Consider the following 16,292-nt stretch of genomic DNA (forward strand, 5'->3'; position numbering starts at 1 on the left):
ATATGTGTGTAACTGTTAAAAATTATTGATGAATATCCCGAAATCGCCTGTAGCTGCTGATTTGAACAGCAGTGCCTGCCATACGTTATTCAATGCTATGTATTTGTCAACCTCGGCCCGGTTAAGGGTATAAAGCGCCTGTGTAAAATCAACTATGTTTGATAGTCCGTTTTTATACAGTGTATATTTTTGAATGTAAGCGTTATTAGCGGCCGAAACTTCAACCGGTACTTCGTTTACATTTTTAAGAGCGTTGCCTATGCGTGTTTCGGCCAAGCTGCGCTGTGCTTCCAGTTGTTTATCAACCAGTTCGTAATCGTTTTTCAGTTGTTCTGATGTGAACTTTTGCGATTGTACCTGATAGTGGGTCCTGAAAACGCTGGTAAAGTTCCACACCATGCCAATCCCAAACAGGTAGTTATAACGGGTTGGATCAACACCTGCGCCGTAGCTGCCGGTGTAGCTATCCTGGTTAGTGCCGTAGTCCGGCTTAAAGCCTGAGCCCCTGCCCTGGTAAACACCAAAAAGGCTAAAGGTTGGCAAGGCGAAAGTGCGAAGGTATTTAGCCTGTTGATCGCTCACGTTTACCCTGTTTTGATAGAACTTCAAAGTTGGGTGATCGGTTGCGGCAACAGCGCTCAAAGTTTCCAGGTTATTGGGCTGTCTGGTAATGAAAGCACTATCCAATTGAAATTCCTGGGCGGGAATTCCTAAATAAATAGATAGCTGATTACTTTGATCCTGTACCGTTTGCTGCGAATTGGTAAGCGCGATCTTGGCGTTAGATACTTCGGCGTTGGCCAAGGATGAATCCACACCCGGATTTAAGCCGTTCTTTACGCGGGCTACGACTACTTTTTGCAATTCCATAGCACGGTTAAGGTTATCCTGCTGCGCCTTGGCAAGCTGTTGTGCAGCAAGTAGATTTAAATACGTGGCTGCAACGCGTACCTGGTGCTGAAATTGCTCCTGTGCAAGATCAGTTTCATCGCGCGATACGATGGTTTTTTGTACGCCGATCCTTTGTTTCGATCTGCCGAAGGCGAAAAAGTCCCAGCTAACGTTAGTTAAATACAGAGCGCCGAATGCAGCGTTCCAGTTCTGTTTGGCCAAAGCTGGCCCCGATGAGGACACCGACAGGCCACGATAACCATACGAGGGTCCGTTTTGGCCGTTCACTGTTCCGTAGTCCTGCTGCGCGGAGAAATTTACATCCGGCAGATACTCCGTTTTTGTTTCTTTGAGATATGCCTTAGAGGCGTTAAGCTGGTTTGCCTTCGACTTAATAGAAGCATAGTTAGCAAGGGCCATTTGTTCAGCATCCTTAATGGAAAGGACTTTTTGCTGAGCTTGTACGTGTAAGACATATGAAACACTCAAAAAAAACAGGAGTAATTTTTTTGAAGTTGTGTTTAACATGAGGTGTATTTTATACACAGCAAATGTATATCTATATGATTCATGAAAAAAATGAATTAATTTTGTGTAAATCATTAGCAAAACTAATAATGAATATTGCATTACATCATTTCAGGTTAGTTGATACCATTTCAAAAGAGGGTTCGCTGACCAAAGCAGCAAGCGCTTTACATCTAACCCAATCGGCCCTGAGCCACCAGTTAAAAGAACTGGAAAAAGAACTGGACATAGAGGTGTTCCATCGCCAGGGAAAGAAGCTTCAGCTAACCGAAGTGGGCTATCGTTTCCTACGAAGTTCGGAAAAAATATTGGCCGAAATACGCACCCTTGAAGAAGATATTAACAACTATAAAAATGGCAAAACCGGTAAGCTTAATATTAGTATGCAATGCTATACTGCATATCATTGGTTACCCGGCGTAATTAAAGATTTCAAAAGCCAATGGCCTGATATTAACATAAATATAGTTTCAGATGCTAGTCGCCGACCACTTGAATACCTCATGCGGGGCGACCTTGACCTGGGTATTGTGCGCACACAAATGGTGAATACTCAGATAGTGTATGAACCCATTTTTGAAGACCGCCTGATATGTATTTTACCGGCCGATCATCCCCTAGCAAAAAAGGCCGTTATTGACATCTGCGACTTCCAGGATCAGGAGTTAATCCTGGCTCTTTATGACCCCTCATACCAGGAAACTCCGATCATCGAAACACTCATCCAAGAACAGCATGTAAAGCCCAAAACATTGAGTCGCATCCACTACACAGATGCCACTATTGAGATGGTAAATGCAGGTCTCGGAATAAGCGTTATGGCCGACTGGATTGTGAAGCCGTACCTGCCCGGTAAACACATTGTTACAAAACCGTTGCACCACAGTATTGCAAAACGCACGTGGTATGCCGCTACCTGTAAGGATACACCGGCAATTCAGAACTTTTTGAGCTGCCTTAAGAACCATTTCTGCAAAACTGAGTTATTGTGCAATGATGTTGAAGAGGTTGCTGCTTACCCCGAACTACGTGCGATATAGCCTGCTGCTATTTTCGCTATTTATACTAAACGGCCTTCATGCACAGGTTGCATTAAGGCCGTTTCCGCAACATAGCCGGTATACTGCCGGTACAATAAAACCCAATCACATCAATCAGCAACAGCTTGATAGACAGGTAACCTCTTTTTACGATCAATGGAAACACAGGTACATTAAACCCGGCTGCGATAAAAATCAATTTTATGTTTGGTTTGAAAAGCCAGGTAAAGAATGCGTATCCGAAGGGCAAGGCTATGGCATGGTGATTACCGCACTGATGGCCGGGTACGATAAGCAGGCAAAAACCGTTTATGATGGTTTATATCAATATTATAAAACCCATCCAGCCAAAGCATCTCCTTATTTAATGGCCTGGGCCCAGCTAAAGAACTGTAAAAACCACGACCGGGATGCCGCCACCGACGGCGATATAGATATAGCATACTCCCTTCTGTTAGCTGATAAGCAATGGGGAAGCAGAGGCCATATCAACTACCTGCAGGAAGCCAGGAACGCTATGGCGGCAATTATGCACTACGAAATCAATCCTAAAACGTTTTCTGTTTTATTAAGCGATGGCAGCGACGGAGATAGCGAAGATTATTATGATATGCGCTCATCTGATTTTATGCCTGCCAATTTCAAAGCATTTGAAAGCGCCTCAAAAACCGGTAAATGGCAAAAAGCTATTGATAAAAACTATCGCTTATTTAACTATCTGCAAAAAAACTACAGCCCGGGCGCAGGCCTGGTGCCCGATTTTATCAGAGGAATAAAGACTAAAGCCCGGCCTGCTCGGCCCAACTACATGGAATCAAAGTATGATGGTTATTATAATTACAATGCATGCAGGGTACCGTGGCGCATAGCTACCGATTATTTATTATATGGCGATAAACGCGCTAAAGGCTTTGTTAGTCCAATAAATCAATGGATCACGCAAACTACTGATGGCAATCCGGATAATATTTCGGCAGGATATACGCTTGAAGGTAATGATATTAAAGGCAGATACTTCGAAGCTTTAAGTTTTATAGCGCCATTTACGGTATCGGCCATGGTTGACAAAAGTAATCAGCAGTGGCTTAATAAAGTCTGGGATTATCTAATAGCCTTTAAACTGAAGGATTATGATTATTACGATAATACTATCAAAATGTTGGATATGATTATTGTGAGTGGAAATTACTGGAAGGGACAATAGCATCTACAATCATGTCATTGACATTTTTTTATTCATAGTCCAACAACATCTCCGCAGCCCTCAACCCACTCGTCAAAGCCGCCTCAACAGTTCCCATTGCCGTTCCTTCATACAGATACTCGCCTGCAAAAAATAAGGTATCGCCAATAGGATGGCTCAGGATCTTTCGTGCTTCGGCTGTTTCTATGGTATCATAGCTATATGAACCTCTCGAAAACGGATCGACAGTCCAGTTGATTACATTCCAGGTAAGGAGTTTTTCTTTCAGTTTCGCGATATCTATCTTAAAAATATTGGAGATGGAGCCGAGTGCTTCTATCAAAACATCCTCGTCGCTGGTATTTATACGGGCGGCAGCAGGTGGTCCACCAAGCCAACCGGTAAGCAGCGGGCGATGTACCGGCATTTGGGTCCACCAAACGGGGATTGCTTTATTTGAAAACAGAAAGCCCATATCTTCGAGATCGGCACCGGTCATTTGCCGGGTTTCATCACTATACCAAAATGCTTCGTCAAACTCAAGTAACACCTTGATCACCGCTCCAAAGCCAAGCGATTTTAAGGCATTGATATAATAATCAACCGGGGGGTCAAAACTCAGTGTAGCCTTCAACCCGACCTCAGCCTGTAAAATTCCGAGCGGTACGGCAATCAATAGCTGCCGGGCCTGGTAGGTTATCCCAATATCAGTGCTTACTGTAACATGATGTTGGCCCCAGTCAATATCTTTTGCAACGGCATTAAGATAAATATGCCCACCTGCCTGTTTAAACTCATTTGCCAAATAGCTGATTAACGTACAGTAACCTCCTTCTACACGATACTGCGCATCCTCATGCTCATTTTGCCACTCTTTACGGATAGAAAAGGCACTGGCTTTTTTAGGATCGGCATTATCATATCCCGATACATAGCCCCGCACCGATTCCCGGAGCCCTCCATATCGTTCGCCCGAAAACTCCTGCTGCATGAACGCTTCAATGCTCATATCATGCTTCAGTTGCATGATGCTTTCCAGAAATTCGTCCCAATGCTCAATAACGTGCCCTTCGGCTATAAACTTTCCATCCTCATATTTCCACATAGAGGCGGAGGCATGGGTATATTTAATGTCAGCTTCATTAAGCAAGCTTTGGGTTATGGGCAAATCGCCATGAATAAACTCAGCACCCAGTTCGGCAGGCTCTAATGATGTGCCATGCTCTAGTGTGTGAATGCGACCGCCAAGCCGGTTTCGGCCTTCAAGCAGCACAACATTTTTACCTGCTTTGGCAAGCGTACGGGCGGCCATCAAACCCGCGGCTCCCCCTCCTATGATAATTACATCTGTATTTTCCATATGTAAAATGCGTTGAGCAAGATAAGCAGATTTTCAAAACAGAACCTGTATAGTAAGTCATTCTTAAACAAAATTTAACTTAAAAAAAGTTAAAAGCTGAATGCACAAAGCTTAAAGCTTACGGTTTTGTTATTAATATTATAGCAAAAAAGGCGCGAAGCCGCTAAGAAAAAACTTTGCGTCTTCGCGCCTTTGCGAACATATTAAGTTTTAAAAATTTCAGGGCAATGTTATCACCTGCTTATCCAGATTCCAGCCTTCGAGTAATACGGTTGATTTTGCCGCGCCTAATTTGGCTACCGGGGCACTTACCGATACTATAATCCTTTCATGTGGTGCCAAGCTAAAGTAATTACCAGTCCAATAACTTGGCATAACCTCCTCGCCGTTTTTCATCAATTGCGGGCGGACAAAGAATGCCAGTTGATTGGAGTTATTGGTAAACTGCATAGTCCACTTATTTTCGCTTAATCCTTTTTCAGCTTTGATCACTTTTCCCTGCACCTGTGCATGTTTCATATCGTTTAATGACTTAAAGTCATCAGTGGCCGATAGCCAGTAAACATTATGTGATACGGTTTTACCTGCCGCATTAGTCAGGTTCAACACTACAAAACTTACGCCTTTGGTAGCGGCAAGTGCATCTTTGAGCTGAATCACTTCCTTAACACCAGTTTGCGCCAATCCTACATTGCCAACCTTTTCTGATTTAATCAGCTTACTGTTGATATCATAAATATCGGCCGTAGCAGTTAAGCTTCCGGTGGCATGGTGTGTACGGTTGATGATTGCTATTGATGAATTATCATAATTATACTGAATGTGGATAGGCTCGCAGGCATTTTGCATGGTGTAGTAACCTGCATTAGGTTCAAGGTACCAATCGTAGATCTGCCATATTACACTTGGCAGGGCCGCATTTAGTTTCCAGAGCATAACGCCGCCGGTTTCGTTCAGTTTATGGCCATCAGCTTCAAAAATACCCTGGTAACCTAAAGCGTTCATGAGCTGCATCTTGTCCGAAAAATTAACGATACTACTTGGCTTGCCATACCTTTTGGTCATTTCTTCATAATACTTATCATATTTACCGGCTCCGGTTGCCGCGTCATGGTAGCCCCATGAATTATTAAGCGGGAATGGCAAATTGGTATCCCAAACCAAATTAGGGATGATCTTTGGCAGCGTTGTATACGGTGGTTGTGACGGCAGGCCGGTTTCGTCTTTAAACACCCAGTCTTTAGCAGCATCGGCCAGTTTATAATAGTCTTTGGGGTCTTTCCATTCATATGGGCCACCACTATAAACGCCCGACGGCATATCATCAGGCCACGAACCCTTCCAGCCTTCCGGCAGTTTGGCAAAGCCCGACGAACTTGGAATGAAGGGACGTGTACCATCTAAAGTGATAATATCATTACGCATTATATCATATAGCTCTTTACGGGCATGGCCTTCGTTGCCACCTGTCCATACCAATAAGCTTGGATGGTTGCGGATGCGGTAGATGGTACTTTCTACGTTTTTGATGAATACGTTACCCTCCAGCGGCCAATCAGGCGAACCTTTAAATTCACCCTGGGTATCGCCGGTAATCCAAAAGTCTGACCATACCATCTGCCCGTATTTATCGGCAGCATTCCAGAAAGCATCCGGCTCGGTAACACCACCTCCCCAGATACGTACCAGGTTTACGTTGGCGTTACGGCACAGGTGCATCTCATAATCGTAACGGGCCGAATCGCGGTTCACCATCATATCCGGTACCCAGGCGCCACCTACCAAATGCACTTCCTTCCCATTAACATAAAACTTACGGCGCACAAAACCATTGGCTGTAGTTTCGGCTTTTGAAGCCACCTTGCGGATGCCAAAAACAAAAGTGGTATCATCGCTCACAGTATTCCCTTCAGCGTACTGCATGCGGATCCGGTACAGGTTTGCTTTGCCATAACCATTAGGCCACCATAATTTAGGCTGATGGATTATCAGCTGGCTAATCTTATCAGCGTTTAACTCAACCGCTTTTTCGGCACCAGCAAGTACAACGACTGGCTGACTAAACTGAACCGGTGCGCCTGCAAAATTTTCGGGCTTTATGCTGACGGTTAGTTTACCGCCATGTGTTGCAGTTGTATTATTGGTTAATGTCAGGTTTAATGAAAGCTTGGCTGTACCGGTATCAGGCAGGCTTGGCAAATCCGTAATCAGCTTTGGCCTGCCGATAGTTACCGCGCCACTTGTGCGTAAAAACACTGGCTGCCAGATCCCCATATTACGGTCGCGCACGGGCGGGATCCAATCCCATCCTGATGAACAAAGCATAGTTACGTTTTTGCCGATATCACCCGTTGGGCCGCCATTTTCATAAAACGGGCCGAGGGCTTTCAACTGCTCCTTTGCAGGATATCCCGGATAATCAAGCGGGTAAATTTTCACGGCGAGGGCATTTTCAGCCCCAGCTTTAACTATATTGCTTACATCAAGGTTATGTTCAGCAAACATACCAGCCATCTGGGTACTGTCGGCAATTTGCTTGCCGTTAAGCCATACAGCTGCCCGGTAGTTAATACCTTTAAAGATCAATTGAAAACGACGGCCTTTATCTGCAGCCGGCACTTTAAAGGTAGTGCGGTACCAATAAGGCTTTTTCCATGGGTTAGGGTCATTAGGCAGATGACTATATTGTTCCAGGTTATATTCTTTGTTAAACTGGTCGGAGGCATCGGGGATCAGCATATTATTAAGACCCTGGTATGGATCTGGATAGATGTGATTGGCCACCAGTCCGGTAAGTACTGTTGATGGTACTTTTACGGGAAACCAATACACCGGCGAGTGGTATTGTGTATTGGAAAGTTCAGTGCCTGTTGCATTTACCAAGGCCGATGATTGCAAATCGAAATTGCTTAATTTAACCTGTTTTACAACTCCTGATTGTGCCAAAACAAAGGCAGGTAAAATACAGGCAGCTATAACACCTAAAGCTGAGCAGATACTTTTGTTCATTTAGTATATCAATAAATAAGTATGGTAAAACTACTTAACATACAACCAGATACAGCGGTACTTATTTATCAATTTGTTGTACAAATGATACGTTTTGGGGCTTTAGTAATCAATTTACCAGTTTCTTATCAAGACAACCTCTGTCCTTATTAAAACGGTTAATGAAACCCTACTTTTTAATCGTTTTATTCTGCAGTACAATAATCGGCTCGTACATGTCCCAATTAGGTTTATAATCCTTTTGGTTCATGAGGCCCTGGGCCCCTACCGAAAAATTGCCCAAAACCAGATCAGTATCGCCATCGCCATCAATATCACCGGCTTCCATCGAAATCCAACGACCTAATAAATTAACGGGAACCTCGTGTACTTCAAACTTGCCCGGGCTAACCTGCTCGTGATAGGTAAAACCTTCGGTAGGATGATATTTATAATCAGGAAAGAAAGCTATTACAGCAAGATCAAGATCTCCGTCCTTATCAAAATCGGCGGCTATTGCTTTGGAGCAGCCGTTGATATGGCAAAAGTAGGTTTGTATAAATTTCCAGTTGCCTTGATTGGTAAATATATAAACTCCATGATAGGGCTTAAATATAGGCGAGTAATCATTGTTATCTCCACAGGTGTAAACTATATCAAGTTTACCATCGTGGTTAACATCCACCAACTGGAAACTGCTCGACCCGTAAACCGATGGAAAACGTATGATATTTTGGGTAGTAAATCCTCCCTTTTTATCGTTCAGAAACAGCCAGATCCCTTCATCGGCCTGGGCAAACAGGCAGGCAATATCAGGCCAGCCATCGCCGTTAAAATCGCCGGTATAAACTATTTCAGGACCAGGAACTGCACGGATGATCTTTCTTTTGAATGTATGATTAGTTTGTTGCTGTAATAGGAACAAACCACCCCGGTCGCGGCCAAAACCGCAACTAATATAATCCATCAGGCCATCTTTGTTAAAGTCGGCCGCCGCACTTTTAACCGGGCGTGGCAGACTATCGGCCATTAGGGTGGTATCTTTTGATTTTTTGTCGAGATTAATATGTGTTAAGGTTCCTTTGAGTTGATCATTAGGCGGAAGGATCCCGATGCAGGTAACTACGGCGCTGTTAGGTTCGGTTGCCGACTGATAAAAGGTAGCATCGGTTATTGGCGAATGGAATTTTTTCACCAGGGTAGCTGTAAGATCACTACTCCAGCGATAAAGCTTATTACCGGCATCGCCTGTATAAAAATGGTTATCGACAGGGTTAAACTTAACCATGGTGGTCATGGCCTCCCCAGATGTAGTATCAACATTAGCAGGCCTTTTCACCGAAAATATAGCCGAATCGAGCAGGGCATCCGGTTTGGGAATTTTTAGTTTTTTGGGTGAGGCGTACTTATAGTACGCAACAATCTTTGTCCAGTCAGCAAGAGACAGCGTGGCCCCCGGACCTGCTATATACTGGTCCATAAAAGGGCGCATGCCAAGTTTTGCTCCCATGGCCGGTAATATGTGCTTGTCCCAGGTGGCACTATCCAGTAAAGAAGCATCGGGGGGTTCATGGCAGCTGCCGCAATGTTGGAACGCCGTTTTTTTTGCGTCGGCCAAAAGGTCCTCGTCGCTCGGTTCATTATCGCCGCAACTATTCAATGCGGCAATAACAACAGCTGCGAATATTATAGTCAGCAACAATGCGTTTCGTTCTATTATGCTCACCCCTCCTACTTTCCTCATACAGCTCGGTATCGCTTTACTTTTTGGTGTGATTTTCAAGCATTATCAGTGGCAGGTGCTGATCCCAATTAGGTTTAAAACCATCCTGGAACATAAAACCATCTGCATAATTACCTAATACAATGTCTGGTTTGCCGTCCTTGTTCAGGTCGGTCATTTCCATACACATCCAATGGCCAAGGTTGCTAATCGGTAAAGCATGAGGTTTAAAATCTAAAGGTTTAGCCTGTTCAAAGTAAACAAACTCTTCGGCAGGCGTATTTTTCATATCGGCAAAGAAAGCTATCGTAGCAATATCGATATCGCCATCACCATCAAAATCAGCGGCAATGGCTTTTGTACAACCATTTATAGGGTAAAACCAGCGTTGTTTAAAGCTCCAGTCGCCCGTATTGGTAAAAATGTATAAGCCGTGGTAAGGCTTCAGAATCCTCGAATCACGGTAGTTGTAGCCGCAGGTTAGTACCAGGTCAAGTTTGCCGTCATGATCCATATCAACCAATTGAAAACTGCTTGAACCATAAACCGGCGGAAAATGCAGCAGGTTCCGGGTTGTAAATCCTCCTTTTTGATCATTCAACAACAACCAAAGGCCTTCATCACCGCTTCCGGTTAACAGCATTACATCTGTCCAGCCATCATTATTAAAATCGCCGGCTAAAGCTTGTGCAGCGCCCGGCTTGTCATAAATGGTTTGTTGCTCATACGTATGATCCTTATTTTGCTTAAGCAGGTAAACGCCTCCTTTAAACTTGCCCTGACCGCAAACTACAACATCCTGCAAACCGTCCTTATTAAAATCGCCTGTTATTGTGCCAACAGGCCGGGGTAAATCAGATGCAATATAAGTTTGCTCGTTATTAACATGCTGCGCATCAAGGTTCACTTTAACTACTTTACCATTCGGAAAATCAACCGGTGCCATACGCCCAATACAGGCGAAAAAGCCTATATTATTCCCGGCACTATCCTTGTCAAAACTAACCCCAACTGCGGCTGATGGAAATTTGGCGAGGGAGTCCATTTTTAAATTACTGTTCCAGGCATACAATTTTTCATCCACAGCGTCGGCACTGTACATACGCCCTGTAGTTACATTGGCAGCAAGCATAGTAGTAAAAGCGGTATAACCTACCCGTGCAGGCTTTCTAAGTGTAAAACCAGCCCAATCATTTATTAATGGGATTGGTTTTTTAGCCGGCAGCAATGTATCGGGTGCAGCTTTTTTATAATATTCCAAAATGGCTGTCCATTCGGCAATAGTGGCGCCGGTAGTATCAAGCGGATTATCCTTATAGTATGACGAACCGCCATAAGTTGAAATATGCAGCAGCGGGGCCATATTAACCAACGTGTGGTTAAGCCAAACATCTTTAGGTAATGCATCAACAGGCACTAACGAGTGGCAGCGGGTACACTTTAATTGTACCAGTTTTTTACCATCAACTATCACATCCCCGGTAAATTTATAAGGTTGATATGCCGGTTTACGCTTGCAGCTATTAATGAGCGTTAAACCAGCTAATATTGCAGAAAATGAAAAAAGGTATGATATGGTTAATAAGCTTTTTTTAAAATTCATAAAATAGCTCAGCCCTTAATTTTTAAGTTTTAATTTTTTCCAAATGTATTCGCCTACCTGTTTTCCTTGTACAGCGCCCTGATTAACGCTGTTGAGGAAGTGGATACCGCCGTAAAACCTGCTTATTGAAGTTTCGTCGGCAGCTTTCAAAAATGAATCGAAATGGCGCTGCATACCTATATAACGCAGGTCACTGGTATCCTGATAGGCAAAATTATCTCCAAATAAATGAGTAAGCACCACTGCAGATGCACCGCTGATATCGCTGTGGCCGCTCGGATACTCAGGAAATGGTGGTGTTTGCAGCATTGGCAGCCAGTCGTGGTCAATTTTATCATTGATAATGGTTACCGGTCTTATATAATTAGTTTCATATTTAACCTGCCAGCCGCAAATAAAAGCATCAAACAAAGCTATTGAAGTAAGCGCATAGGCCTGCGCAGTTTTTATTACATCGGCATGGGTTTGCTTGCAGGCAATTGCGGTTATGCCGATCCAGTGACCACCAGGGGTGATTTTTTTGTTGGCAAACATCATGTGGCCATTATGCTCAATAACAAAAGGATTATCGTCCCAAAACTTTGCAATAGTTTTTTGCTCGGGCGTAATGTTTTTGCTTTGGTTATACACCTCCATTGTTTGTCTAAAATACTCGCTGTTTTTATCCTCACTAAAAGCAGGTGGCGGCGGCAAAGGAAACATGGTTGAGGTGTCAACGGCGAAAGTATGCATAGTACCCCAGCAAAACTCAACACCATCCAGGTAATCGGGAGGAGTGGGATGCCAGTTACCCGGATTATCGTTCCCTAAAAACCTTGGCTTGCCACGGGTTTGGGGATAATTATCAACTGCTGCTCTTTTTAAGATGTACTTGCCAATTTTTTCGCCAAATGCCATTGAGCGGGCATAGGTTGAATCGTCCATGTTGTCTTTATACATGGCGTAAACCCTGGCCTCATATTTTTTAAGCGAATCGATAGAGAAGGTAACCTTATGAGCTACTGCAAAAAACGCTGATGTAGCCGCAAGCGTATAATTATACTTTACCCCTGCCTTTGGTTCGGGAGGTTTACCAAAGCCCCGCAGCTGAGCTGTAATTGAATTGTATTCGGGATTAGAATAACGTATTGCCTCATAAGCAGCCAGCGAGGTATATCCGTAAATACGACTTGCTACGGGAGGGCTGAACACATCATAAATAATAACCTGCGTAAGCTGATCAATGTTGTTATGTATAACATCAGCATCTTTCATCATCGGTGTTTTTTTAGGCTTACTACCGCAACCTAAAACAAGGGCACAACCCGCAACGGCTATAAATATTTTAAAGCATCTCATTTATAATAGTTTATTTAATTGGTACATTACGTTGATGGCCATAACTATCGGTTACAGTTATCGATGCCATGTTATCATCAATATTAATGAATCTGCCCGATTGCGACAAGAAAGAATTACCATTATAAAACTCCTGTTTAGCAGTTTTACCATTTTTGTATTTTATGGTTGCAAATGCATCAAGCGGCTGCAGATTATAGGTTTTAACCGGCCGTTTCAATTCGAACAATTTCATCCTGTCACGATTTTGAGTAGCTGCCAACAGGTAGTTACCGCGAGCTCCTTTAAGCTTCACCAAAGCCTTGCCATCGCCCGGAATATAAATACCGCTCTGTATAATGCTGAGCGGTTTAAAGCCACCTTTGCCATCTCCCTTTAGCAATAAACCATTAAAAGCATCATAACGACCAGTTGCAACCTCAGTGCCGTAGTCATTGCCGTTAAGTGCAACATCAAGGTTGCCATCTCCATCAAAATCATCAACAGTAATGCCGCATAGTTCAGACATTTGCGCTTCAACCGGCAGCGGAATAGCCGTAAACTTCCCTCCCCCGTCATTGCGTAAGTATACCGATTGCAGGTAGTTCACTTTTAAACGCAATGCCCCCTCACGCATTTTGGGGGTTATCACCGAATCCATTGTTGCTGTTGCAAATGACCTATAATTCTGGAATCTGATACGCATGCTGATCATTTGCTTCACAATATCGTCGCGCCCGAAAGCCGGAAATTCCTGCAATTGGCCCTGCTGATCTTTCAGAAAAACAGAAGGGAAAGCATCGTAGCTGCCATTCTTATCAAAATCTTTGGCAGTAATATAAATCGGGTATTGATCGGTTGCTTTATAAAAAGTATTGAGACCGGTATTGCCTACAATGTAATCTGTATCGCCGTCGTGGTCAAAATCGCCGGAGGCAATTGTATTCCACCAACCAAGCTTATTTTCAACGCCGGTGCTTTGCGTTACATTTTTGTATATGCCATGATCGTTTTTAAGGAATGTGATCGGCATCCATTCGCCGGTAAGAATCAGGTCGGGCCATCCGTCATTATTAAAATCGGTAAAGGTGGCGTCGCAAACCAGGCCTATATTATTCAGCTCTTTTGCCGATGATGAGGATACGTCGGTAAATTTGATAACGCCGTTCTTGCAATCGTTACGCAAAATAAAACTTGAAACCGGCTTAGGATAGTTCCAGGGATCCACACGGCCGGATATAAACAAGTCCATTTTGCCATCGCGGTTTACATCAGCTGCTTTTACACACAGTTTGCTGGTAAAGTTTTTAGGCAGGGCATCGGGTTGCAGTTTGAAGTTGCCTTTACCATCGTTAACATAAAGCCTGTCCTGGTAATTTGATGAACCGGGCTCGCTTTCATAACCGCCGCTGGCAACGTACAGATCAAGGTCGCCATCGCCGTCGGCATCAAAAAGCAGCATGCCTTCGTCCTTCACTCTTACAGGGGATATCATATGTGCCATATCGTTGGGATTTCCAACCGGGACTATAGTTTTAGGCTGAGGCACTAAATCGCGCTGAATAAATTTGCCATTGGCCTGCTGCAATAGTAATTGAGCGGGATACATTGTAGTACCCCCAACCACCATATCGTCCAAACCATTGCCATCTACATCGCCAACCGCTATGGCCGGCGTATATTCCGACAGTTTATGCGGAAGCAGTTTCTGAACATTAAAATCGATATAATCCTGATCATTATGTTTATAGGTTATTCCTGCCGATTGAGTGACCTCTTTGAACAATGTGGTATTATCAACAGAGGGCTGTTTATTGGTATAATCAAGCTTCGCATCGCTAATTTTAACCTGGAGTGTTTGATTAGTTTTAACATGGGTAAGCACCTGTTTTTTACCGTTATCCCAGCGGATAACTACCGAATCGAGCAGAGATATGTTACCCAGGCCAAAGTGGGCAATATCCTGTATAGTTGATAAATAACCACGGTAAGGTGTATTTTCATAATATTGATGTTTGCCGTGATCGTAATAAATATCGGCAAAAGCACCAAGACCGTTCAGGTTTTTGGGGCCGCCATGAAATTGTATGTGGAAGTAGTTACTACTGTTTATAGCGCTTTTACGGGAAGTATTTTTGTAGATGAATGCCTCATCATTAATATTGTTAATAACCACATCCATGGTGCCGTCGTTATCCAGATCGGCATAGGCACATCCGTTTGAAAACGAAGGAGCACCAAGCCCCCAGCTTTGGGTTACATCTTCAAACTGCACACCATTGGTATTGCGGAAAGCATAGTTGGGTATTTTCACAATCGGGATTTGGTCAAGCACCTGTTGGGTTGACGCTATCGAATAGGCCATTTGCCTGAAAGTTATAAAATCATGATCGGTTACATCGCGGGGATAGCCATTGGTTATTACAATATCGCGATACCCGTCATTATCAAAATCGGTTATCATGGGTCCCCAGCTCCAGTCTGTTTGTCCAACACCACTTAAAAAAGCCACATCGCTAAATGAGGGGTCGCCAATAGAATCATTACCGCCAATTCGCGGGCCGTTGTTTAATTGTAAAGTATTACGGGTGTATTGATATTGATATTGATACCTGTCGAAATTTTGAAATATCTGGTAATTATTAGGCGGCATGAACATCTTTTTACGGTAGTTATCCTCGGGGTTCATGTCGACCTCGAAAACATCGGCAAGACCATCGTTGTTTACATCCTCAATATCCTGCCCCATGGAGCTGAAGGCGGTGTGCTTAAAATACTCCTTCACTTTATCTGTAAAAGTGCCGTCGCCGTTATTGATGTATAAAATGTTATCGGTTAAAAAATCGTTGGTTACGTAAATGTCTTTCCAGCCATCTCGGTTAATATCTACAATGGTGGCAGCATGTCCATAGCCTTCGGTCCCAATGCCTGCCTGTTTGGATACGTTGGTATAAACCGGGTGTTTTAGCGCCGGATCCCAATCGCAGCGGTAAAGCTGCCCGGTACTCCGGTGACTTCCATTAGTTATTATCGGCCTGAAAGTACTTTGATTATCGCCGGCAACAGCCTCATTAACGGTAAGGTACATATCCAGGTCGCCATCGTTATCATAATCAAAAAACGATGCCATAGTTGAGTGGAGCCTTACATTAAGACCATACTCCTTGGCCATTTCTTTAAAGTGCGGTATACCATCTTTACCCACTCCCTGGTTTACATAAAGCAGGTTAGTGCGCTTAACCGCATCATCAAGTAAAGTATAACATATATAAAGATCCATAAGGCCATCGTTGTTAATATCAACAACAGCCACTCCCCGGCCCCATCCGCCGCTGCCGCCAACCCCCGCAGTTGAAGTAACATCATCAAACTTCATATCACCTTTGTTAAGGTAAAGTTTGTTTGATGTGGTATTGGCAACAAAGTAAATATCCTGCAAGCCATCATTATTAAAATCGCCTATGCCTACACCGCCGCCATTGTATAGATTAAGTTTGGTAAGCGGGTTTATGGCATCATTTTCAACAATTTTATTATTGAAGGTAATACCCGAGTGCGAAGAAGGAACCTGTTCAAAAAGTGTAGCTTTTTTACAGGCACAAAGTAAAACGGCAACCAGGTATATAAGGGGAAGGGTATACTTCATTATTGGTTAGTAA

General features: G+C 43.6%; 9 protein-coding genes. 2 read left to right on the forward strand and 7 right to left on the reverse strand.

Annotation, left to right across the window (positions count from 1 at the left end):
* Positions 1 to 15: 15 nt before the first annotated feature.
* Positions 16 to 1,419, reverse strand: coding sequence for a TolC family protein (locus J3L18_RS15820; protein WP_129569374.1), 1,404 nt, complete (start codon positions 1,417 to 1,419; stop codon positions 16 to 18).
* A gap of 89 nt (positions 1,420 to 1,508) precedes the next feature.
* Between J3L18_RS15820 and J3L18_RS15825 the strand changes: the two genes are divergently transcribed.
* Together J3L18_RS15825 and J3L18_RS15830 are read left to right on the forward strand one after the other, a co-directional pair.
* The gene (locus tag J3L18_RS15825; protein ID WP_189549205.1) at positions 1,509 to 2,459 is read left to right on the forward strand and encodes a LysR family transcriptional regulator; all 951 of its coding nucleotides are present in this window, start codon (positions 1,509 to 1,511) and stop codon (positions 2,457 to 2,459) included.
* Positions 2,413 to 3,663 (forward strand): family 8 glycosyl hydrolase, encoded by a 1,251-nt coding sequence (locus tag J3L18_RS15830; protein ID WP_129569372.1) that lies wholly within the window; start codon positions 2,413 to 2,415, stop codon positions 3,661 to 3,663. The genes J3L18_RS15825 and J3L18_RS15830 overlap by 47 nt, the downstream gene beginning before the upstream one ends.
* 28 nt (positions 3,664 to 3,691) lie before the next feature.
* Here the strand turns inward: J3L18_RS15830 and J3L18_RS15835 are convergent, their stop codons facing one another.
* The 6 genes from J3L18_RS15835 to J3L18_RS15860 form a co-directional block, all read right to left on the reverse strand.
* A complete protein-coding gene (locus J3L18_RS15835) occupies positions 3,692 to 5,011 on the reverse strand; it encodes a flavin monoamine oxidase family protein (RefSeq protein WP_369596619.1) in 1,320 nt (439 codons plus the stop codon).
* A gap of 210 nt (positions 5,012 to 5,221) precedes the next feature.
* On the reverse strand, positions 5,222 to 8,011 hold the full coding sequence (locus tag J3L18_RS15840; RefSeq protein WP_129569371.1) for a glycoside hydrolase family 2 protein: 2,790 nt from the start codon (positions 8,009 to 8,011) through the stop codon (positions 5,222 to 5,224).
* A 169-nt stretch (positions 8,012 to 8,180) separates the two neighbouring features.
* Positions 8,181 to 9,734: an FG-GAP repeat domain-containing protein gene (locus J3L18_RS15845; RefSeq protein WP_129569370.1), complete on the reverse strand. Its 1,554-nt coding sequence runs from the start codon at positions 9,732 to 9,734 to the stop codon at positions 8,181 to 8,183.
* A 16-nt stretch (positions 9,735 to 9,750) separates the two neighbouring features.
* Positions 9,751 to 11,316 carry an FG-GAP repeat domain-containing protein gene (locus tag J3L18_RS15850; protein ID WP_129569369.1) on the reverse strand — a complete coding sequence of 522 codons (1,566 nt, stop codon included), beginning with the start codon at positions 11,314 to 11,316 and terminating at the stop codon, positions 9,751 to 9,753.
* Positions 11,317 to 11,331: 15 nt separating this feature from the next.
* A complete protein-coding gene (locus tag J3L18_RS15855) occupies positions 11,332 to 12,654 on the reverse strand; it encodes a vanadium-dependent haloperoxidase (RefSeq protein ID WP_129569368.1) in 1,323 nt (440 codons plus the stop codon).
* A 10-nt stretch (positions 12,655 to 12,664) separates the two neighbouring features.
* Positions 12,665 to 16,279, reverse strand: coding sequence for a VCBS repeat-containing protein (locus J3L18_RS15860; RefSeq protein WP_129569367.1), 3,615 nt, complete (start codon positions 16,277 to 16,279; stop codon positions 12,665 to 12,667).
* Positions 16,280 to 16,292: the final 13 nt, after the last annotated feature.

Source organism: Mucilaginibacter gossypii (assembly GCF_017569325.2).
GTDB lineage: Bacteria > Bacteroidota > Bacteroidia > Sphingobacteriales > Sphingobacteriaceae > Mucilaginibacter > Mucilaginibacter gossypii.

Excerpts from the sequence above, each read along its gene's own strand:
- J3L18_RS15820 (WP_129569374.1), bottom strand. The coding sequence starts at position 1,419 with ATGTTAAACACAACTTCAAAAAAATTACTCCTGTTTTTTTTGAGTGTT.
- J3L18_RS15825 (WP_189549205.1), top strand. The coding sequence starts at position 1,509 with ATGAATATTGCATTACATCATTTCAGGTTAGTTGATACCATTTCAAAA.
- J3L18_RS15830 (WP_129569372.1), top strand. The coding sequence starts at position 2,413 with ATGATGTTGAAGAGGTTGCTGCTTACCCCGAACTACGTGCGATATAGC.
- J3L18_RS15840 (WP_129569371.1), bottom strand. The coding sequence starts at position 8,011 with ATGAACAAAAGTATCTGCTCAGCTTTAGGTGTTATAGCTGCCTGTATT.
- J3L18_RS15845 (WP_129569370.1), bottom strand. The coding sequence starts at position 9,734 with ATGAGGAAAGTAGGAGGGGTGAGCATAATAGAACGAAACGCATTGTTG.
- J3L18_RS15850 (WP_129569369.1), bottom strand. The coding sequence starts at position 11,316 with ATGAATTTTAAAAAAAGCTTATTAACCATATCATACCTTTTTTCATTT.
- J3L18_RS15855 (WP_129569368.1), bottom strand. The coding sequence starts at position 12,654 with ATGAGATGCTTTAAAATATTTATAGCCGTTGCGGGTTGTGCCCTTGTT.
- J3L18_RS15860 (WP_129569367.1), bottom strand. The coding sequence starts at position 16,279 with ATGAAGTATACCCTTCCCCTTATATACCTGGTTGCCGTTTTACTTTGT.